This window comes from Salegentibacter sp. BDJ18 (assembly GCF_017579965.1).
Taxonomy (GTDB): domain Bacteria; phylum Bacteroidota; class Bacteroidia; order Flavobacteriales; family Flavobacteriaceae; genus Salegentibacter.
The window spans coordinates 32,153-51,426 of record NZ_JAFLQX010000020.1; the positions used below are offsets into that span (position 1 = coordinate 32,153).

The following is a 19,274-nucleotide window of genomic DNA, read 5'->3' on the forward strand; positions in this document are numbered from 1 at the left end:
CATTAACTTTTAACTCTATTTCCCATAAATGAATATAAGCAACATCATACTCATAACCCTGGCCATAATTACTGCGCTGGGGTTTGCTTTTTTTCAGTATCTCTTTAAGAATAAAAATAAAAGAAGGGAAATTTACATTCTTTTTGCTCTACGATTTCTTTCTGTCTTTATACTGCTTTTGCTACTTATTAACCTTAAAATTACCTCTACAACTTACGAACTCGAAAAATCAAATTTAATTCTGGCTATAGATGATTCTGAATCTATCGCGCATCTAGAGCAGGAAGATACAGTACCTAAAATTTTAGAAAAGTTAAAGTCGAATAAAGCACTCCAGGAACGTTTTGAGTTGACTCAGTATAATTTTGGTAATGAATTATCAAATTCTAACAAGCCACAATTTAAAACATCTCAAACCAATATTAACGCTGCGCTGGAATCACTAAAAGAATTATATAGAAAAAAAGCTACGGCCGTAATACTTATTTCTGACGGCAATCAAAGCACGGGTAGGGATTTTCGTTACTTTAAACCAGGAAATAACCAGGAAATTTATCCCATAGTAGTAGGTGATACCACACGTTATTCAGATTTAGAATTAACTCAATTTAATGTAAATACCTACGCTTTTTTAAATAATCGCTTTCCGGTTGAAGCCCTCATTTCCTATTCGGGCGAAGAGCAAATAGATTCAGAATTCGTAATTAAATCTGGGGAAAATATAATTTTTTCAGAAAAAATTTCTCTTAATTCAGATAACAATTCGGCTGTAATTCGAGCTGAGCTTCCGGCTTCAAGGCTTGGTGTTCTTTCTTATGAAGCCGAAATTATTCCGTTAGAAAATGAAAAAAACAAAGCAAACAATTCTAAAAAGTTTGCCGTTGAAGTTATTGACGAACGCAGTAAAATTCTTTTAATAAGTGCTGCGCCACATCCCGATATAGGAACTTTTAAAAAGTCTATTGAAACTAATAAACAACGACAACTTGATATAAAATATCTTCAGGATAATTTATCAAATTTAGAAAATTATCAGCTAGTTATATTGTACCAGCCAACTTCAGGTTTTGCCACTATTTTTGATGATTTAAAAGAGAATAATCAAAATTACCTACTGGTTACTGGAACTCAAACCGATTGGAATTTTCTTAATAGAATTCAGGGTTTTGTGGCAAAAGATTTTACTAATCAGTCACAGGAAATTTTTGCTGTAAAAAATTCTAATTTTAATCAATTTCAGTTTGGAGAAACCGGGTTTTCAGAATTTCCTCCGTTGGAAGATAAGTTTGGAAATATCAGTATTCAAAATAATAGTTTTGAAAGCATTTATTTTCAGAAAATTGAAAATGTAGAAACTTCACAGCCCTTAATTGCTATTGCCGGGAAAGGCCAAAATAAAAATGCCTTTATTTTTGGAGAAAATCTCTGGAGATGGCGTTCTAATACCTTTTTAGAACATAAATCTTTCGAGAAATTTGATGATTTTATTGGTAAGCTGGTTCAGAATATTGCTTCAACACAACAACGAGAACGATTAACTGTAGATTATAATTCATTTTATTACGAAAACGAAGCTGTAAAAATAACAGCTAATTTCTTCGATCAAAATTATCAGTTTGATCCTAACGCGAACCTGGTGATTTCCGCAGAAAATGCTGTAGAGAATCTAGAGTCTCAATTAGTTCTAAGAAACAACGGTTATGAAGTAGTTTTAGGCAATTTACCTGCCGGAAATTATGATTTTACTATTACCGAAACAACATCTCAAATATCCCGTTCAGGTAGCTTTGAAGTAATTGCCTACAATATTGAGCAGCAGTTTATTTCAGCTAATAAAAATGCGATGGAGGCGCTTGCAGAAAATTCTGGAACCAGGGTTTATTACAAAGATGAACTTCAGGAAATAAGCAATGCACTTTTAAGCAACGATAAATACAAACCTGTTCAGAAAAGCCGTCAAAAAATTGTACCTTTGGTAGACTGGTATTACCTTCTATTTCTGCTTGTTTTGATACTCACCGCAGAATGGTTTTTCAGAAAATACAAAGGATTAATTTAAATACAATTATATAGATGGAAAGATTACCTAAACTCGGAATTCCTATTATTATAGGAATCGTACTTTTAATAATATTTGTTGCAAAATCTACTGTTACCATAGGTTCTGGTGAAGCCGGTGTGCTTTATAAAACTTTTGGTGGCGGTGTAGTTACAGATGAGCCACCGTTAAATGAAGGTTTTCACCTGGTAGCTCCCTGGAACAGGGTTTTTGTTTATGAAGTAAGACAACAGTCGCTGGAAGAACAAATGCAAGTGCTAAGTTCTAACGGACTTCAAATTGATATTGATGCTTCTACCTGGTTTCAACCTTCTTATGCAAACCTGGGAAGCCTACACAGGGAAAAAGGTGAAGAATATATTAGGCGTTTACTTCAACCCGCAGTAAGATCAGCTGCAAGATCTGTTGTAGGAAGATATAACCCAGAGCAACTTTATGCCAGTAAGAGAGAAGCTATTCAGAAAGAGATCTTAGAAGAAACTCAAATTTTGCTACAGGACCAATATGTACAGGTAAACGAGGTTTTGGTACGTGATGTATCCCTTCCGCCAAATATTAAAGATGCGATTGAGCGTAAATTACGCCAGGAGCAGGAATCTTTAGAATATGAATTTCGCTTGACCAAAGCTGAACAAGAAGCCGAACGTCAACGAATTGATGCTGAAGGTAAAGCTCGTGCTAACGAAATCTTAAACGCCTCTTTAACACCCAATATTCTAAAGGAAAAAGGAATTCAGGCAACATTAGAACTTGCGAAATCGGGTAACTCTAAAACCGTTATTATAGGTTCAGGTGAAGATGGTATGCCTTTAATTTTAGGGGGTTCAAATTAAACTATTAAAGATGAGATCTATTTTCTTAAATATCGCAAGGCTTTCTATTTTTATAGGAAGCCTTGCTATTTCTGCACAAACGACTTCCGTTATTGATTCCGGAAAACTGGAATCAGCTACTCCTGCTGAAGTAGGGATGTCTTCAGAAAGAATTCAGAAGATTGAAGAAATGCTCCAATCGGCAATTGAAGAAAACCAAATACCGGGAGCGGTTGCTTTAATAGCCAGGGATGAGAAAATTGTTTTTTACGAAGCTTATGGCGAAGCTAATGCTCCAGGAAAAGAACTTGAAAAAGATGCGATTTTTAGATTAGCCTCTCAAACAAAAGCTATTACAGCTACCGCGGTAATGATGCTTTGGGAAGAAGGAAAGTTCCGTTTGGACGATCCTGTTTCAAAGTATATCCCTGAATTTAAAGATCCCAAAATTCTAAAGAGTTTTAATGAAGCTGACAGTAGTTTTACTTCTACGCCAGCTGAAAATGAAATAACTATTCGGCACCTACTAACACATACTTCTGGTCTTGGTTATGGAGCGATAGACAGTGACGAGCGTATTAAAAAGATTTACGCAAAGGCGGGAATTACCGAATTGTTCACTGAAGAAGAAGTTAAGATTGGAGAAAATGTAAAAAAATTGGCCGTTTTACCTTTACATCACGAGCCCGGTGAAAAATTCACTTATAGTTTAGGTTTGGATGTTCTGGGTTATTTTATTGAAGTAGTTTCAGGACAGGATTTTGATGAATTCTTACAAGAGAGAATCTTCGACCCTCTGCAAATGGATGATACCAGGTTCTATCAACCTTCATCTAAAAAAGATCGCTTAGTGGCTGTACAGCATAAAAAAGATGGAAAATGGGAAAACTTTCCGAATACATTTTATAATACCAATTATCCGCTAACAGAAGATGGAACATTTTTTTCAGGAGGCGCCGGACTATCCGGCACCGCAGAGGATTATGCTAAATTCCTTCAAATGTATCTAAACGGAGGAGAATACAATGGTATTCGCTTATTAAGCCGGAAAACGGTAGATATTATAATGGGAAATCAAACAGGAGAAAAATTTAATTTTCCAAATCAGTACTATGGTATTGCCTTTGGCGTAGTTAGCAAAAAAGGAGAAATTGCAGGAGGGCAGGGTAGTGCCGGTACTTTTGATTGGGGTGGTTATTTTAATACCCAGTATTTCGCCGATCCCGAAGAGCAAATAATTGGTATTTTGTTGAAGCAAACCCAGGGAAATACCGGTGATGAAACCGGCTGGAAATTCCGGCAAATGCTTTTTAGTGCTATAGATGATTAGTATATAGAATCAATTGAATTTTACTGCTAATGCAAACTTCAACAGATTTTTAGAAAATTATTTCAAGTAAGATTCCGAAATATTAAGAGGAGTAATTTAGATCTAACAGGCTTCGAAGCATTTAAATCTAGATTATCGAGTAAAACAATTCATAAAAAACAAGAAAGCTGTTTTGCAGTTTAAAATTTATATTTAGATTTGTAATCACAATGAAGAATTTTCAATTACATCACCATCATATTTACTACTGCGCTCAGGCGAGGTAAATTTGGTGTGTTGTGATTTCAGCATATTTAAAACCCGTTTGAGCTATTCAAACGGGTTTTTTATTTTATAGCCACCAACCAAAAATTAAAAAGAAAAATTAAAAAAATGAGCCAAGAAAAATTAAGAATAGCTATTCAAAAATCAGGGAGATTAAACGAAGATTCCCTTAAAATATTAAAGGATGCGGGCATTTCTATAGATAATGGAAAGGAACAACTCAAAGCTTCGTCTCGTAACTTTCCTTTGGAAGTAATGTATCTTAGAAACGGTGATATTCCTCAATATTTAAGAGATGGTGTTGTAGATGCAGCAATTATTGGGGAGAATGTTTTAATTGAAAAGGGTAAAGATATTATCCAGGGTGAAAAACTTGGCTTTTCAAAATGTCGTGTTTCTCTTGCTGTACCAAAATCGATGAAATATAATGGCATTAATGACTTGGATGGAAAAAAGATAGCCACTTCTTATCCAAATACTGTAAATGAATTTCTGGAAAAGAAAGGAATTACAGCCGAATTGCATATTATTAATGGCTCTGTAGAAATAGCTCCAAATATTGGGCTTGCAGATGGTATTTGTGATATTGTTTCCAGTGGAAGCACGCTTTTCAAAAACGGACTAAAAGAAGTAGAAGTAATGCTGAAGAGTGAAGCTGTGCTCGCTATTTCACCTAAAATTTCGGAAGTTCGTCAACAGATTTTAGAGAAATTACAATTCAGGTTGAAATCGGTTTTAAATGCGCGTACTTCTAAATATATTCTTTTAAATGCTCCAAATGAGAATTTAGAGAACATAATCAAATTACTACCTGGAATGCGCAGCCCAACTGTTTTACCACTTGCTGAAGAAGGTTGGAGTTCTATACATACCGTAATTAATGAAGAGCGTTTCTGGGAAGTTATAGATGAATTAAAACAAAATGGTGCCGAAGGTATTTTAGTAGCGCCAATCGAAAAAATGGTACTTTAAAATGAAAAAGTTTTTTAATCCTACTAAAGCCGAATGGCCTGAAATTTTAAAAAGACCCACCCAAACCGTAGAAGATATTGAAGAAACGGTAAATCAGGTTTTTGCTGAAGTTAAAACCAAAGGGGACGCCGCGGTTTCGAAATATACCGAACTTTTTGATGGCATAAACCTCGCAAATACTCAGGTTACAGAAAAAGAAGTAAACACCGCTGCAAATGAGGTTTCCGAAGAATTGAAAGGAGCCATAAAACTGGCGAAAAGTAATATTGAAAAATTTCACACCGCCCAGAAAACCGATAGAATTGAAATTGAAACTACCAACGGCGTAAAATGCTGGCAGGAAAAGAGGGCGATTCAAAAAGTTGGGTTGTATATTCCCGGCGGCAGCGCTCCTTTATTTTCTACTATTTTAATGTTAGCCGCACCCGCAAATATTGCTGGTTGTAAGGAAATTGTGCTTTGTACTCCGCCAGATAAGAACGGAAATGTGCATCCAGCCATTTTATACACCGCCGAACTGTGTGGCGTTACCAAAATATATAAAGTTGGGGGAATCCAGGCGATTGCGGCTATGACCTTTGGGACAGAAAGTATTCCTAAAGTTTACAAGATCTTTGGTCCCGGAAATCAATTTGTTACCGTGGCTAAACAACTGGCAACCCGCCATAATGTAGCGATAGATATGCCTGCCGGGCCATCAGAATTATTAGTTTTCGCCGATGATTCTTCCAATGCTGCTTTTGTTGCTTCAGATCTTTTAAGTCAGGCAGAACACGGTGCAGATAGCCAGGTAATTCTTGTTTCTACTTCCAAAAACCTAATTGAAGCAGTAGAGAAAGAGGTAGAAAGTCAGTTAGAAGTTTTACCCAGGAAAAGTATTGCTGAAAAGGCAATAGCTCATTCGAGACTAATTTATGTTGAAAAGAAAGAAGACGCGCTGGAGTTAATTGACGAATATGGGCCAGAGCATTTTATTATTTGTGCTGATGATGAGGCCTTTTTTACTGAAGGAATTCAGAATGCAGGTTCGGTTTTTATAGGGAACTATACCCCGGAAAGTGCTGGCGATTATGCTTCAGGAACAAACCATACTTTGCCAACTAATGGCTACGCCAAGCAATACAGCGGTGTAAACCTTGATAGTTTTATGAAGAGTATGACTTTTCAAAAAATATCAGAAGATGGTATTCGTGGTATTGGACCAGCCATAGAATTAATGGCTGAAGCCGAAGGTTTGGAGGCGCACAAAAATGCGGTGACATTGCGATTAAAGGAATTGAAATAATTTTAAAAATAACGTCACCCTGAACTCGTTTCAGGGTCTAACTTAAGTAGATTTTCAGATTCTGAAATAATCCCGAAGAGTCGGGACAGAATGACGATTTAAGACCATTTAAATAGAATGAAAGAATTCAATATAAATAACCTGGTAAGGCCAAATGTGGCCGGTTTAAAACCTTATTCTTCCGCCAGGGATGAATATCAGTCTACGGGCTCAGAAATGGTTTTTCTGGATGCTAATGAAAATCCGTTTCAAACCGATGTTAACCGTTATCCAGATCCGCAACAACGCAACCTAAAGGCGGAATTGGCAAAAATCAAAAATGTTTCGACCGAGCATATTTTATTGGGAAATGGGAGCGATGAAGTGCTGGATCTATTATTTAGGGCGTTTTGTGAGCCTGGCGAGGATAATGTGATTACTTTACCACCAACTTATGGAATGTATAAGGTGTTGGCCAATATCAATAATATTGAGAATAGGGAAGTTTTGCTGAATTCAGATTTTGAACCAAATATTGAAGAAATTCTGAATTCGGTAGACCAAAACACAAAAATGATCTTTTTATGTTCGCCGAATAATCCTACCGGAAACTCATTTTCAGAAGAAAAAATCAGCCATATTCTTGAAAATTTTAAGGGATTAGTAATTATCGATGAAGCCTATATTGATTTTTCAACTGAAGAAAGCTGGCTAAATAAACTGGAACAATATCCAAATTTGGTGATCACCCAAACGCTTTCAAAAGCATTTGGAATGGCAGGAATTAGACTTGGAATTTGTTATGCTTCCGTAGAAATTATTGAGATTTTAAATAAAATAAAACCTCCCTATAATGTAAACGAATTAACTCAGCTAAGAGCTTTAGATCGCGTACTGAATAAGGAAAAAGTGGATTCGGAAATATCTGATTTACTGAAGGAAAGAGCTCTTTTAAGTGAAGCATTAGTTGAAGTGAATTTTATTGAAAAAATATATGCTTCAGACGCTAATTTTATATTGGTGAAAGTAGATAATGCAAATAAAAGATATGATCAACTAATAGAAAAAGGTATAGTAATTAGAAACCGAACTACACAACCGCTTTGTGAAAATACCTTACGGTTTACGGTTGGAACTGGAGAGGAGAATGAGAAATTACTGAAGGCATTGAAAGATATAGATTAAATGTAAGCGTCATCCTGAACTTGTTTCAGGATCTAAGTTGTTAGCATAAAAAACATGTTATAAGCTGAAACAAGTTCAGCTTGACGTGGTGGTTAGACCATCGTAGAAAAAATAGATTATGAAAAAAGTATTATTTATAGATCGTGACGGGACTTTAATTCACGAGCCGGAAGATTTCCAGGTTGACAGTATTGAAAAGCTGGAATTTTATCCGGAAGCTTTATATTATTTAAAGAAAATTGCCAAAGAACTGGATTTTGAGTTGGTAATGGTAACCAATCAGGATGGTCTGGGAACAGAAGCCTATCCTGAAAAAGACTTTTGGCCTATTCAAAACTTTATTCTTCAAACCTTTAAAAATGAAGGAGTGGAATTCAAGGAAGTGCTAATGGATCGTACTTTTGCAAAAGATAATTCTCCTACCCGAAAACCCAATACCGGACTTTTAGAAGAGAAATATCTAAATAACGAAGTAAACTACGATCTGAAAAATTCTTTTATGGTCGGAGACCGACTTACAGATATTGAATTTGCTTATAATTTTGGAGGAAAAGGCATTTTTATAGATACTCACGAAGATCTTGCAACTGATGAAGTTAAAAATGATCAGGAAAAAGTTAAAGAAACTATTGCTTTAAAAACCGATAGTTGGAAAGAGATTTATGAATTCCTAAAGCTAGATGATAGAACCGCTGAAATTTCAAGGAAAACCAATGAAACCGATATCTTTATTCAACTAAATTTAGATGGTACCGGAAAATCTGATATTAGTACAGGAATTGCATTTTTTGACCATATGCTAGATCAGATTGCACGTCACGGCCAAATGGATCTTACCGTGAATGTTAAAGGAGATCTGGAAGTTGATGAGCACCATACCATAGAAGATACGGCAATTGCGCTTGGAGAGGTTTTCAGCAAAGCTTTGGGTAATAAACTTGGAATAGAACGATACGGTTTTTGCCTGCCTATGGACGATTGCCTGGCACAGGTGGCCATAGATTTTGGTGGTAGAAATTGGATAGTTTGGGAAACCGAATTTAAACGAGAAATGGTAGGAAAAATGCCTACAGAGATGTTCTATCATTTCTTTAAATCATTTACCGATGGTGCTAAGGCCAATCTCAATGTAAAAGCTGAAGGACAAAATGAGCATCATAAAATTGAAGCGATATTTAAAGCTTTTGCCAAAGCAATTAAAGTAGCGGTAAAACGCGATGCTGAAAAAATGATACTTCCATCGACTAAAGGAATGCTTTAAAAGCCCCCTAGCCCCCGAAGGGGGAATAACGTGAACTAAAAAATGTTTAGATTTTGAAAATTGAGAATGAAATAAATAAAAAGCCCTCCCCCTTAGGGGGAGCCGGAGGGGGCTTGAAGATTGTAATAATAGATTACGGAGCAGGTAATATTCAAAGTATCAAATTTGCGATAAAGAGACTTGGGTATGAGGCGATTTTAAGCAGTAATGTCGAAGAAATAAAGTCAGCAGATAAAGTAATTTTCCCTGGAGTGGGCGAGGCCAGCAGCGCAATGAAAATGCTAAAGTCTACCGGTTTAGATAAAGTAATTCCTACTTTAAAACAGCCGGTTTTAGGAATTTGTTTGGGAATGCAGTTAATGTGTACTTATTGCGAGGAAGGAGATACAAACGGACTTGGAATTTTTCATGCTGATGTTGTGAAATTCAATAATAAACTAAAAGTTCCGCAAATTGGGTGGAATAAAATTTATGATTTAAGGTCAGAGTTGTTTGATGGAATTTCAGAAGGAGAATTCGTGTATTTGGTACATAGTTTTTATGTAAAGGAATGCGCTGAAACCATAGCTTCAACACAGTATGGAGTAGAATACACGTCAGCTATTCTGAAAGATAATTTTTATGGTGTACAATTTCACCCGGAAAAGAGCAGCGATGCAGGGGAGAAAATTCTGGAGAATTTTTTGAAAGTCACCCAATCCAACACGGTAAAGTAGATTTAAAGAATATGTCCTTGCGATGGGGCACGACTGAAGCAATCTTTTTAATTAGAAAACTTCTATCAAAAGATTACCACCCTCCTTTGTCGCTCGTAATGACCTAGAAAAGCAAAATTGATAATAAAATAAATTATTAGTGAATTCGTGGCAAAACAATAAGTAAAAACAAAAATGAGAATAATTCCCGCTATAGATATAATTGAAGGTAAATGTGTTCGTCTTTCTAAAGGTGATTATAATACCAAGAAAATTTATAATGAAAATCCGCTAGAAGTAGCCAAAAATTTTGAGGCGCACGGAATTCAGTACTTACATTTGGTAGATTTAGATGGTGCAAAATCAAAAAACATCGTAAACCATAAAATCCTGGAAGAGATCGCTTCAAAAACCAACTTAAAAGTTGATTTTGGGGGTGGATTAAAAACCGATAAAGATTTGCAAATTGCCTTTGAATGTGGAGCTCATCAAATTACCGGAGGGAGTATCGCGGTCAAAGATCCTGATATTTTTAAATCCTGGATTCAGAAATTTGGTTCGGAAAAAATAATTTTGGGAGCTGATGCTAATAATGAAAAAATTGCGGTTAGCGGCTGGCAGGAAGAATCTAATAAAGAACTGATCCCTTTTATTCAGGAGTACCAGGAGGAGGGGATAAACTATGTAATTTGCACCGATATCTCTAAAGATGGGATGCTGGAAGGTCCTTCCTTTGAACTTTACCGCAGAATTCTGGAAGAGACTTCATCAGAAGATAAAAAACTAAAACTTATAGCTTCGGGCGGAATCTCTACTTTTAGCGAGTTACCGAAACTGGCTGAACTTGGCTGCGAAGGCACTATAATAGGAAAAGCGATTTATGAAGGCCGTATCCAAATGAAAGAATTAGAGAGATTTATTATAGCCCCCTAGCAGCCAAAGGGGGAATTAAAAAGTATTTAATTAATACAAAACCTTTAAAATGCTCACAAAACGTATTATACCCTGCCTGGATATTAAAGACGGAAGAACCGTTAAAGGCGTAAATTTTATAGATTTACGCGATGCCGGTGATCCTGTAGAATTGGCTGAGATCTATGCTAAGTCTGGTGCAGATGAATTGGTTTTTCTGGATATCTCGGCTACTGAAGAGAAGCGAAAAACCCTGGCCAATTTGGTTAAACGGGTTGCCGAAAAAGTAAATATTCCTTTTACCGTTGGCGGTGGAATTTCATCAGTGGAAGATGTGGATATTTTGCTAAAAAATGGCGCCGATAAAGTTTCTATAAATTCTTCGGCGGTGAAAAATCCTGGTCTAATTAACGAGCTCGCTGCTAAATTTGGAAGTCAGTGTATAACGGTGGCGATAGATGCCAAGCAGGTAAACAGCGAATGGTTGGTGCACCTGGTAGGGGGAAAAGTGCCTACTGATATCAATTTATTTCAATGGGCGAAAGAAGTTGAAGAGCGTGGTGCCGGTGAGATCTTATTTACTTCTATGAATAATGATGGAACTAAAGAAGGCTTTGCTAATGAAGCCCTGGCAGTTTTATCGTCAGAATTAAATATTCCAATAATCGCCTCAGGTGGTGCCGGAAATATGCAGCATTTTTGTGATACTTTTATTGAAGGAAAAGCTGATGCAGCACTTGCGGCCAGTGTTTTTCACTTTAAAGAAATTGAGATTAAAGATTTAAAAGAAGAACTTCGTAGAAATGGAGTGGAAGTTCGGCTTTAAATAATAGCCAGAAAAAAGAGAAGAGAAGATAGAATAGAGAAACAAGCTTGGTTGGTGTTATATTTCGTCAAGCTGAACTTGTTTCAGCTTCTAACTAGTTTGAAATAATCCTGAAGCTTTAGGTTAGCATAAGGGTTTTCAAAGCTTATAAAACAGTTTCAATTAATACAAATATACATCCTGAAATAAATTCAGGATGACGTATAAAAAAATAAAGATGAATATAGATTTTAATAAAAATAACGACGGACTTGTTCCTGCGATAATTCAGGATGCATCAACTAAAAATGTGTTGATGCTGGGATATATGAACGAGGAGGCATTTTTGAAAACTAATGAAACCAAGAAAGTCACTTTTTTCAGTAGGACCAAAAACCGTTTGTGGACCAAAGGCGAAGAAAGCGGCAATTACCTTCATTTAGTCAATATTAAAAATGATTGTGATAATGATACCTTGCTAATTTCAGTTAATCCCGAAGGTCCAACCTGCCATAAAGGAACTGATACTTGCTGGGCAGAGGATAATGAGCCTAATTTCGGTTTTCTTTCTCAACTGGAGGGAATTATCGCCAAACGAAAAAGAATGAGCGAGGTGGAGCCTGAGTTACGAGAAGATAAAAACTCGTATGTGGTTTCGCTTTTTGATGCGGGTATGAATAAAATAGCTCAAAAAGTAGGTGAGGAGGCTGTAGAAACGGTTATTGAAGCCAAAGATGATAACGAAGAGTTGTTCCTAAATGAAAGCGCCGATTTACTTTTTCATTACTTGATTCTGTTAAAAGCAAAGGGATATTCTTTAAAAGATATCGTTGAAGTTCTGGAAAAGAGACATTAAAGAAACTTAACCAGGTATATTTGAATGAACTGTTGTTAGTTTGCTAAATGCAGCATTATTTCTTTGCATCATTTATTTCTAACCAGTTTCCATCTGGGTCGGTGATATAAATTTGTTTTACTGCGTCAACGCGATTGGTAACCGTTTGTTTTTCTCCTAGCCAGTTTTCATAAGGTATTTTATTTTTTTCTAAAACCTTAATAAAATCAGGAACAGATGGAACAGACAGCGAAAGATGGCTGTTTTTATCGGGTTCAATAGTTGTAGAGGCACCTTTAATTAAATGCAGTTGAACATTTGACCCTAAAGTAAACCAGGTATGTTTGCCATCCTTAAAAGGTTCGGGTATTTTTTCTAACCCAATGATGTTTTCATAGAAATTGGTGCTTTTTTCAAGATCAACTACATAAACTGCGATATGATCGATAGTGATTTTAGAATTAAGTTCCTGAGCTTTTGTAGAAAGCGTAATAAATATGAAGAATAAGGGAATTAAAATCAATGATTTTTTCATATAGTTTTGTTGTTTAATGAAACCAGTATTTAGCTGTAGTAATAACATCAATCTTTGCCGGTTAGCTCAATTTTAAATTCTCTAAACAAATATATAAGTAAGATATAATGGAAGCCGAAAATAGGACTTCCATTACATATTAGTTTTCATTTTAATACTCTAAATGCTTTCCGCAGCATAATTTGCAACTGCGTGATCGTTTTCTACAGAACTTCCAGAAACTCCTACAGCTCCAATAATTTCACCGCTTTTATTTTTTAAAGGCACGCCACCAGGAAACGTGATAAGTCCGTTGTTGGAATGCTCAATATTGAAAAGTGATTCGCCGGGTTGTGACAATTTTCCAATTTCTCCAGTATTCATATCAAAAAACCTGGCAGTCTTAGCCTTTTTAATGGCAATATCTACCGAGCCTAGCCAGGCGCCGTCCATCCTGGCGAATGCAGTTAAGTTTGCGCCAGAGTCTACTACCGCAATATCCATTTTCACATCTAATTCTTTCGATTTCTTTTCGGCGGCAGCAATTACTTTTTGTGCTTGTGCTAAAGTGATATTCATAATTTAAGGTTTTTAATTTGTCCTAAATTATATAATCAAAAACGGAATATATTGATTTTAAGAGGAATATAACGAATATTTAATCTTTGTTCCTCACGTAAATTAATTTGAATTTACTGCTTTGATTGGTACGGGATTCAATTTCAAATTTATCTATAGAATGAATCATTGGGGTAAGTTTCTGAAAGCCATAGTTACGCGAATCAAAATTAGGTTGTTTCTTTTGAAGCAAGCTTCCTACATCGCCCAGAAATGCCCAACCGTCTTCATCGGCAACATCTGAAATTGTTTGAGAAATAAGCCTTACCACTTTTGGAGTAATTTTATCTACGTTTTTCTTTTTGGAAGTTTTTCCACCTTTTTCGCTTTCTTGCTCATTATCCTTATCAGAACTCTTTAAAATTTCAATATAAATAAAGCGGTCGCAAGCTACAATAAATGGTTCCGGGGTTTTCTTTTCTCCAATTCCAATTACATTTTTTCCTGCTTCACGCAGTCTTGTAGCTAATCTTGTGAAATCACTATCGCTGGAAACCAGGCAAAAACCATCTACTTTATCTGAATATAAAATATCCATGGCGTCTATGATCATTGCAGAATCTGTCGCGTTTTTCCCCTGGGTGTAACCATATTGCTGAATAGGGTTTATTGCGTTTTCCAACAAAACATTTTTCCATTTTACCAAATGGGGTTTTGTCCAGTCACCATAAATCCTTTTAATAGTGGGATTACCGTACTTGGCAATCTCTTCCATCATTTCTTTTATATATGCTGATGGTATATTATCACCATCAATTAGTACCGCTAGGTTGGTTTCCATAGAATCTATTATTTAAAGTCAACTACTCCGGAGCAAGCTCACGAAGCATTATTATTGGAAAATATAATTTAATTTTGAGTTAAGCTTGGGAACATTTAATCTCGATTATCGAGTAAAGATACTTTTTTTGCATAAAAAAGACGGCTGTAGGCCGTCTTTTCCTTGTTAGATAACTTAATAGTTTTACTCGGTAATAAAGAAAACCTTAAAAAGGTAATTACTAGTTAAAACGATAAAGTGCATTCATTTTTGAATTTTTATCTGGCATTTGGGCGTCAGGAATTAGAAAAACATTTCCTCCCTGTCTTAAAACTTCTTTGGCAGCCCAGTTCATTAATGAATAGTTCTTACTCGTTTGCTCATTATCTATACTCACATTCATATTATCATTATTGTAAGTGCCCCAGATTTCATTTCTATTTTCCAGGAATAAAGTATCTACTTTTCCTTGTTGTATTGCCGGGAGAATATCGGTTACTGATGTGCCGGTACTTTCGGTATTATTCAGTTCTTCAAATTTCTTCATTTTATCCCTTTTTGTTTTTTCAAGATATGGTTCTACAGTTTGCAACGCTTTTTCATGTAATCCAAACATATCGGTATCAGATGGGTTACCGGGAACCACTTTATCAAACAAATGTTTATAAGTGTTTACATCCTTATAAATAGGGAAAAGATAATCTTGAGTAGATACTACCAGTGGAACATTTTCGTTGTGTAGAATAGTATCCAGACCTTTATCTATAGCTCTAAAATACTTTAGAATTTCTTCTTTTCGTTCTTCTTCGCTACCACTGCCGTGCCCATGAAAAATGGTTTTTTCTCCACCGGCGCCCTGGCTTCTAAAATCTAAATGTTTTTGTTTATAATCAAAACCTACGCGTTCTTCCAAGCGGGAAGGTGTTAAATCGTCTACATCTACCTGGCCTATGCTGTATTTGGTAGCTTCATATAAAACCACATCTTCTAATTGAAGTGCCAACAAATAGAAACGGGTATCTTCAGAAAACATGGGGACCAATGGTTTTATATAAAACTCATTTGAAATATAAGTATGCGTTTCAAAGTTTACCGGCAGGGTGTACTTTTCAAAAAATCCTTCAGCAGCAAAAATTGCGAGTCCGTCGCTTTGATGGCGCCAAAAAGATTTATCATTAAGAAGTTCTTCTATAGGTTTACCAATTTCCTGAATTTTCTCTTCAGAAATATCTTTCTTCTTAAGTTCATTACCAACTTCTTTCCAAAGAGATTTTAGGTGGGTTTTATTTTTTTCTTCCAGCACTTCTTTTCCTCCTCTTTGAGTAGGAATAAAAATAGAAATACAGGTTTTATTTTCTTGATTGCTTAATTTTTGCAAGTCTTTTTCATTTATCAAACTCATCTTACTAATTTTTTGGTTAACTATTTATTCAAGATAAGTTGATTTCGCTTTATTTCAATGGGGTTTAGCAGGGCTTTAACGCTAATCTTAAGAAGATGTCAAAGTTTAGATTTAATAGAAATCATCGGGTTCAACGTGAATAAGCACGTCAAAAATTTCGGGGAAGTGGGCCAGGAGTTCATTTTTTACATTGTGAGCAATATCGTGACCTTTTTTTACACTAATTTCAGCATTTACGGTTATATGGAGATCTACGTGGTAGGTCATTCCGGTTTTTCTAACATAGCATTTTTCGGTATCTAAAACTCCTGGAACGCCACTAGATATTTCTCTAATCTCACCAATCATATCATCATACATATGCTCGTCCATTACTTCGCCAAGTGCTGGGCGTAAAATAAGATAGGCATTGTATAAAATAAATCCGGAAGCAAAAAGCGCAGCCCAGTCATCTGCCGTTTCGTAACCTTTTCCCATAAAAAGTGCGATAGAAATTCCTATAAATGCCATTAATGAAGTAATGGCATCGCTACGATGGTGCCAGGCATCAGCTTTTAATGAGGTGCTGTTTGTTTCATTGCCTTTTTTAGAAACTTTTCTGTAAAAATATTCTTTAATAATTATAATTACTGCAAGAACAATAAGGGTATAAGGTTCGGGAACTTTGTGCGGGGTTCTAATATGTTCTATACTTTCGTAAGCGATAACTGTGGCTGAAACTACCAAAAACCCTACTACGGCAAATGTCATTAAAGGTTCTGCCTTTCCGTGGCCGTAAGGATGATTTTTATCTGGCGGGCGACTCGAATATTTAAGTCCTAATAATACTAAAAATGACGAAAAAACATCGGTGGTAGATTCAATGGCATCAGCGATTAAGGCGTAAGAATTTCCAAAAACCCCGGTGATAAATTTTGCAATAGCCAATAAAGCATTTCCTATAATGCTAAGCCAGGAGGCCTTTATTGCTTCATTGGTGCTTTGATCCATTGTGCGGTGTGGTTCAGCCTGCAAATTTAATGGGAATAATATTATTCTCTGGATTTAAACCAGTGTTTCTCCAAAAATCGTCTAATCTACCACCAAACAACAAATAGCCGTTCAAATTTATTTCCCGGTTTTTTTACCCAAATTAATGGCGCTTTTTTCCTTTGGAATGAATTTTCAATTTGAGCAATTATTTCTGAATGATTAACCCAGTTTTCGCCGTGTTGTGGTAAAATTAGCCAGTCTTGCTTTTTTGGAGCGTAAAATTGTAACGTATGATATTCAGCTGAAAGAAAATCTTTAAAATGAAGCCATATTCCCGCAATACATTCATTATTTATTACCGGGAATTGTTTTTCCTCAAGATGCTTCGGCACAAATAAATTAGCTTTAAAACAGGTTTGCTGTAATATTTCTTTTGGTTTCACACCTAAAGAATTCAATACTTCTTCGGTTTCGGGTTTGTAAAGTAGGGGGAACTGTTTTTCTATTAATTTCCCGGTTTTTTGCAATAAAGTATCCCGGCGGTTGGGGCCTATCCAGCGTTGCATTTCTGTTGAAAAAGAAGGATCGTAAACATAGAATTTATAAACCATTTCAATATGACTTACCTGCCTATTTATTAAGTCTTCAACAAGAAAATCTAGTTCGCCAAGGGTAATTTTATTGCGACTAATTTGCATATTTTCAGCCAGCAAATTATAATTTGGATTTTGGTTAATTATCCATTTAAAAAATCGTTCTACCCGCTTTCCCATTACAAAATTTGATGAAAGCGAAGGTAAATCTTTGGTTATGGGCTGCTTTAATGGCTGGTCAATTTCAGGAAGTTTAAACTGATCTATTTGTTGAAATGAGTTTCTCCAAAGGGGAGGTGTTTTTAAAAATCCCTGAAATTGCTTTTCGGCGCGATTTTGCATTCTTCTTATTTAGAACTAAGTAGTTTAGAAAAATAAATTAATCTTTATCTTCATCTGTGCTTAGCAGGTATCCAAAAGGTTTTAAAGATGGCACGTGATTAAAGATTACATTTAAAATTCCTAAAACCGGAATTGCCAATATCATTCCCATTACGCCCCAAGTCATATTTCCTAAAATTATGGCAAGGATTACGAAAAAAGGATGAATATCAACTTTGTCACCTACAATAAATGGTTCTAAAACATAACTTTCAATAAATTGTACTATTGTAAAAGTAAGAATTACGCCAATTAAAATGCTGGTTTCGCCCTGGGTTAGGTAACCAAATATTAAGGCAAGTCCCATCCCAATAATATTTCCTATAAACGGAATAAGGGTGAGAAAAGAAGCGATTACTGCAATTAAAATATAATTATTCACGCCCGAAATTCCCAGGCCTATACTGTAGAGAATAGAAAGGATTATAATTAAGATTAATTTTCCTCTTAAATAAAATTGCGCCACCCGGGCAGTTTCATCAATAATTTGCTTTACTTCCTCTTTACGTTGATTGGAGAATAATTTTAGAATAAATATTTTGAAGCGTCTTCTATAATTTAGCAGGAAAAAAATATAAATAAAAGTGAGTAAATAATTACTAAAAAAGCTGGTTACAGAATTAAGAAAGTTAAAGGCCTTTTGTCCTGAATTTCCGCCAGAAGTGAGCATACTTTTTATATCATTTTCTTTCTTGTATTCTTCTAAATCTTCACTGCTTAACGCGGTATGCTCGTAAGCATAATTTTGTAGCTGTTCAATTTTGGGCGTCATGGTCTCCTTAATTTTATCCCAGTCGTCTACAAAATTTTTAATTCGAAAAGAAAGTAAAATAAAAACCCCAAAAGAAAATAGCAATAATAAAACGGTACTTATAAGTGATGAAAAAAGACGGTTTAGCTTTTCTTCCATAAGATTAGCCAATGGAATAAGTAACAGCGCGAGAATTATTGCGGTTACTAAGGGAGCTAGAAAGCCTTTAGCATCAACCAGGCCTGTGAAAAGAAAATAAGCGCCTAGTATTAAGGCAACAAGCGGATAAAGCAAGTTTTTTGGTGCCGAATTCATTTTTTAAAGTTGGTTTCAAACTTTGAAGGTAGAAAAAGAAATTTAATTTTTCTACTCTTCCTTTAAATGAAGCACATTTTAGCTATAAACCGGCACATTTTCCTGTTCTACAAGATTTTTTAGCGATTCAAGGTTTTCTTCCCAACCAGATTCACAATCAGAGTAAAATTGATCTGCTTCAGATTTTTTGGGAAAACCTGAGTGTTCTAATTTTAGGACACAATATTTAGTTTCACAGTGAATTCTGAATTTCACTTTAAATTTTGCCTTAAAAGGTAAATATTCATTATCGGCTAAATAGGTATAATCGCTTAAGGTAAGTTTTACGTGGGGTTTAAATTCTGAAATTTTTGCCGCCGCAATGTAATCAGCTTTATCAGGATTTTCTCCCCAGCTTAAGGCAAAAACGCCATCTTCATCTGGTACTACAATGGCTTGAGAAGCACCTCACCATTCTTTAATTAAATTGGGAGTTATTAGCGCATTAAATACTTTACCTCCATTTTCGTTAATTCGAATTTCCTTCTTTATTTTTCGGGACATAGAATAGTTTTTTAATTAAACCGTGAAGCGT

General features: G+C 35.5%; 19 protein-coding genes. 11 read left to right on the forward strand and 8 right to left on the reverse strand.

Features of this window, described 5'->3' with window-relative positions:
- Positions 1–28: 28 nt before the first annotated feature.
- From J0871_RS11340 to hisIE, 11 genes are all read left to right on the forward strand, one after another.
- Positions 29–2,059 carry a VWA domain-containing protein gene (locus tag J0871_RS11340; protein ID WP_208225338.1) on the forward strand — a complete coding sequence of 677 codons (2,031 nt, stop codon included), beginning with the start codon at positions 29–31 and terminating at the stop codon, positions 2,057–2,059.
- Positions 2,060–2,073: 14 nt separating this feature from the next.
- The gene (locus tag J0871_RS11345; protein ID WP_093302589.1) at positions 2,074–2,892 is read left to right on the forward strand and encodes a prohibitin family protein; all 819 of its coding nucleotides are present in this window, start codon (positions 2,074–2,076) and stop codon (positions 2,890–2,892) included.
- Positions 2,893–2,902: 10 nt separating this feature from the next.
- On the forward strand, positions 2,903–4,201 hold the full coding sequence (locus J0871_RS11350) for a serine hydrolase domain-containing protein (RefSeq protein ID WP_208225340.1): 1,299 nt from the start codon (positions 2,903–2,905) through the stop codon (positions 4,199–4,201).
- Between the two features lie 372 nt (positions 4,202–4,573).
- Positions 4,574–5,437 carry an ATP phosphoribosyltransferase gene (gene hisG / locus J0871_RS11355; RefSeq protein WP_075326776.1) on the forward strand — a complete coding sequence of 288 codons (864 nt, stop codon included), beginning with the start codon at positions 4,574–4,576 and terminating at the stop codon, positions 5,435–5,437.
- Between the two features lies 1 nt (position 5,438).
- Positions 5,439–6,722, forward strand: coding sequence for a histidinol dehydrogenase (gene hisD, locus J0871_RS11360; RefSeq protein WP_208225342.1), 1,284 nt, complete (start codon positions 5,439–5,441; stop codon positions 6,720–6,722).
- A 117-nt stretch (positions 6,723–6,839) separates the two neighbouring features.
- Positions 6,840–7,886 (forward strand): histidinol-phosphate transaminase, encoded by a 1,047-nt coding sequence (hisC, locus tag J0871_RS11365; RefSeq protein ID WP_208225344.1) that lies wholly within the window; start codon positions 6,840–6,842, stop codon positions 7,884–7,886.
- Positions 7,887–8,004: 118 nt separating this feature from the next.
- Entirely contained in the window at positions 8,005–9,147 is a 1,143-nt protein-coding gene (gene hisB, locus J0871_RS11370; RefSeq protein WP_208225346.1) for a bifunctional histidinol-phosphatase/imidazoleglycerol-phosphate dehydratase HisB, read from the forward strand.
- Between the two features lie 113 nt (positions 9,148–9,260).
- Positions 9,261–9,863 (forward strand): imidazole glycerol phosphate synthase subunit HisH, encoded by a 603-nt coding sequence (hisH, locus tag J0871_RS11375; RefSeq protein WP_208225394.1) that lies wholly within the window; start codon positions 9,261–9,263, stop codon positions 9,861–9,863.
- Between the two features lie 174 nt (positions 9,864–10,037).
- Positions 10,038–10,775 (forward strand): 1-(5-phosphoribosyl)-5-[(5-phosphoribosylamino)methylideneamino]imidazole-4-carboxamide isomerase, encoded by a 738-nt coding sequence (gene hisA, locus J0871_RS11380; RefSeq protein WP_208225348.1) that lies wholly within the window; start codon positions 10,038–10,040, stop codon positions 10,773–10,775.
- A gap of 49 nt (positions 10,776–10,824) precedes the next feature.
- Entirely contained in the window at positions 10,825–11,580 is a 756-nt protein-coding gene (gene hisF, locus J0871_RS11385) for an imidazole glycerol phosphate synthase subunit HisF (protein WP_208225349.1), read from the forward strand.
- 196 nt (positions 11,581–11,776) lie between these two features.
- Complete coding sequence (gene hisIE / locus J0871_RS11390; protein WP_346014342.1) at positions 11,777–12,415, forward strand: bifunctional phosphoribosyl-AMP cyclohydrolase/phosphoribosyl-ATP diphosphatase HisIE; 639 nt, start codon at positions 11,777–11,779, stop codon at positions 12,413–12,415.
- A 55-nt stretch (positions 12,416–12,470) separates the two neighbouring features.
- Here hisIE and J0871_RS11395 read toward each other — a convergent pair whose 3' ends face one another.
- The 8 genes from J0871_RS11395 to J0871_RS11430 all read right to left on the reverse strand — a co-directional run bounded on the left by J0871_RS11395 (position 12,471) and on the right by J0871_RS11430 (position 19,132).
- Positions 12,471–12,977 (reverse strand): VOC family protein, encoded by a 507-nt coding sequence (locus J0871_RS11395; protein WP_243870481.1) that lies wholly within the window; start codon positions 12,975–12,977, stop codon positions 12,471–12,473.
- A gap of 111 nt (positions 12,978–13,088) precedes the next feature.
- Positions 13,089–13,487: a heme-binding protein gene (locus J0871_RS11400; RefSeq protein ID WP_208225355.1), complete on the reverse strand. Its 399-nt coding sequence runs from the start codon at positions 13,485–13,487 to the stop codon at positions 13,089–13,091.
- 79 nt (positions 13,488–13,566) lie between these two features.
- The gene (locus J0871_RS11405) at positions 13,567–14,307 is read right to left on the reverse strand and encodes an NYN domain-containing protein (RefSeq protein WP_075326785.1); all 741 of its coding nucleotides are present in this window, start codon (positions 14,305–14,307) and stop codon (positions 13,567–13,569) included.
- A gap of 220 nt (positions 14,308–14,527) precedes the next feature.
- Positions 14,528–15,688 (reverse strand): hypothetical protein, encoded by a 1,161-nt coding sequence (locus J0871_RS11410; protein WP_208225356.1) that lies wholly within the window; start codon positions 15,686–15,688, stop codon positions 14,528–14,530.
- A gap of 111 nt (positions 15,689–15,799) precedes the next feature.
- A complete protein-coding gene (locus J0871_RS11415; protein ID WP_208225358.1) occupies positions 15,800–16,678 on the reverse strand; it encodes a cation diffusion facilitator family transporter in 879 nt (292 codons plus the stop codon).
- Positions 16,679–16,764: 86 nt separating this feature from the next.
- Positions 16,765–17,595 carry a DUF1853 family protein gene (locus J0871_RS11420; RefSeq protein ID WP_208225360.1) on the reverse strand — a complete coding sequence of 277 codons (831 nt, stop codon included), beginning with the start codon at positions 17,593–17,595 and terminating at the stop codon, positions 16,765–16,767.
- A 37-nt stretch (positions 17,596–17,632) separates the two neighbouring features.
- The gene (locus J0871_RS11425) at positions 17,633–18,700 is read right to left on the reverse strand and encodes an AI-2E family transporter (RefSeq protein ID WP_208225362.1); all 1,068 of its coding nucleotides are present in this window, start codon (positions 18,698–18,700) and stop codon (positions 17,633–17,635) included.
- Between the two features lie 78 nt (positions 18,701–18,778).
- On the reverse strand, positions 18,779–19,132 hold the full coding sequence (locus J0871_RS11430; RefSeq protein WP_208225396.1) for an SRPBCC domain-containing protein: 354 nt from the start codon (positions 19,130–19,132) through the stop codon (positions 18,779–18,781).
- Positions 19,133–19,274 lie beyond the last annotated feature (142 nt).

What these genes read in the sequence shown, in the direction of transcription:
- J0871_RS11340 (WP_208225338.1), top strand. Translation starts at nt 29, where the DNA reads ATGAATATAAGCAACATCATACTCATAACCCTGGCCATAATTACTGCG.
- J0871_RS11345 (WP_093302589.1), top strand. Translation starts at nt 2,074, where the DNA reads ATGGAAAGATTACCTAAACTCGGAATTCCTATTATTATAGGAATCGTA.
- J0871_RS11350 (WP_208225340.1), top strand. Translation starts at nt 2,903, where the DNA reads ATGAGATCTATTTTCTTAAATATCGCAAGGCTTTCTATTTTTATAGGA.
- hisG (WP_075326776.1), top strand. Translation starts at nt 4,574, where the DNA reads ATGAGCCAAGAAAAATTAAGAATAGCTATTCAAAAATCAGGGAGATTA.
- hisD (WP_208225342.1), top strand. Translation starts at nt 5,439, where the DNA reads ATGAAAAAGTTTTTTAATCCTACTAAAGCCGAATGGCCTGAAATTTTA.
- hisC (WP_208225344.1), top strand. Translation starts at nt 6,840, where the DNA reads ATGAAAGAATTCAATATAAATAACCTGGTAAGGCCAAATGTGGCCGGT.
- hisB (WP_208225346.1), top strand. Translation starts at nt 8,005, where the DNA reads ATGAAAAAAGTATTATTTATAGATCGTGACGGGACTTTAATTCACGAG.
- hisA (WP_208225348.1), top strand. Translation starts at nt 10,038, where the DNA reads ATGAGAATAATTCCCGCTATAGATATAATTGAAGGTAAATGTGTTCGT.
- hisF (WP_208225349.1), top strand. Translation starts at nt 10,825, where the DNA reads ATGCTCACAAAACGTATTATACCCTGCCTGGATATTAAAGACGGAAGA.
- hisIE (WP_346014342.1), top strand. Translation starts at nt 11,777, where the DNA reads ATGACGTATAAAAAAATAAAGATGAATATAGATTTTAATAAAAATAAC.
- J0871_RS11395 (WP_243870481.1), bottom strand. Translation starts at nt 12,977, where the DNA reads ATGTTATTACTACAGCTAAATACTGGTTTCATTAAACAACAAAACTAT.
- J0871_RS11400 (WP_208225355.1), bottom strand. Translation starts at nt 13,487, where the DNA reads ATGAATATCACTTTAGCACAAGCACAAAAAGTAATTGCTGCCGCCGAA.
- J0871_RS11405 (WP_075326785.1), bottom strand. Translation starts at nt 14,307, where the DNA reads ATGGAAACCAACCTAGCGGTACTAATTGATGGTGATAATATACCATCA.
- J0871_RS11410 (WP_208225356.1), bottom strand. Translation starts at nt 15,688, where the DNA reads ATGAGTTTGATAAATGAAAAAGACTTGCAAAAATTAAGCAATCAAGAA.
- J0871_RS11415 (WP_208225358.1), bottom strand. Translation starts at nt 16,678, where the DNA reads ATGGATCAAAGCACCAATGAAGCAATAAAGGCCTCCTGGCTTAGCATT.
- J0871_RS11420 (WP_208225360.1), bottom strand. Translation starts at nt 17,595, where the DNA reads ATGCAAAATCGCGCCGAAAAGCAATTTCAGGGATTTTTAAAAACACCT.
- J0871_RS11425 (WP_208225362.1), bottom strand. Translation starts at nt 18,700, where the DNA reads ATGAATTCGGCACCAAAAAACTTGCTTTATCCGCTTGTTGCCTTAATA.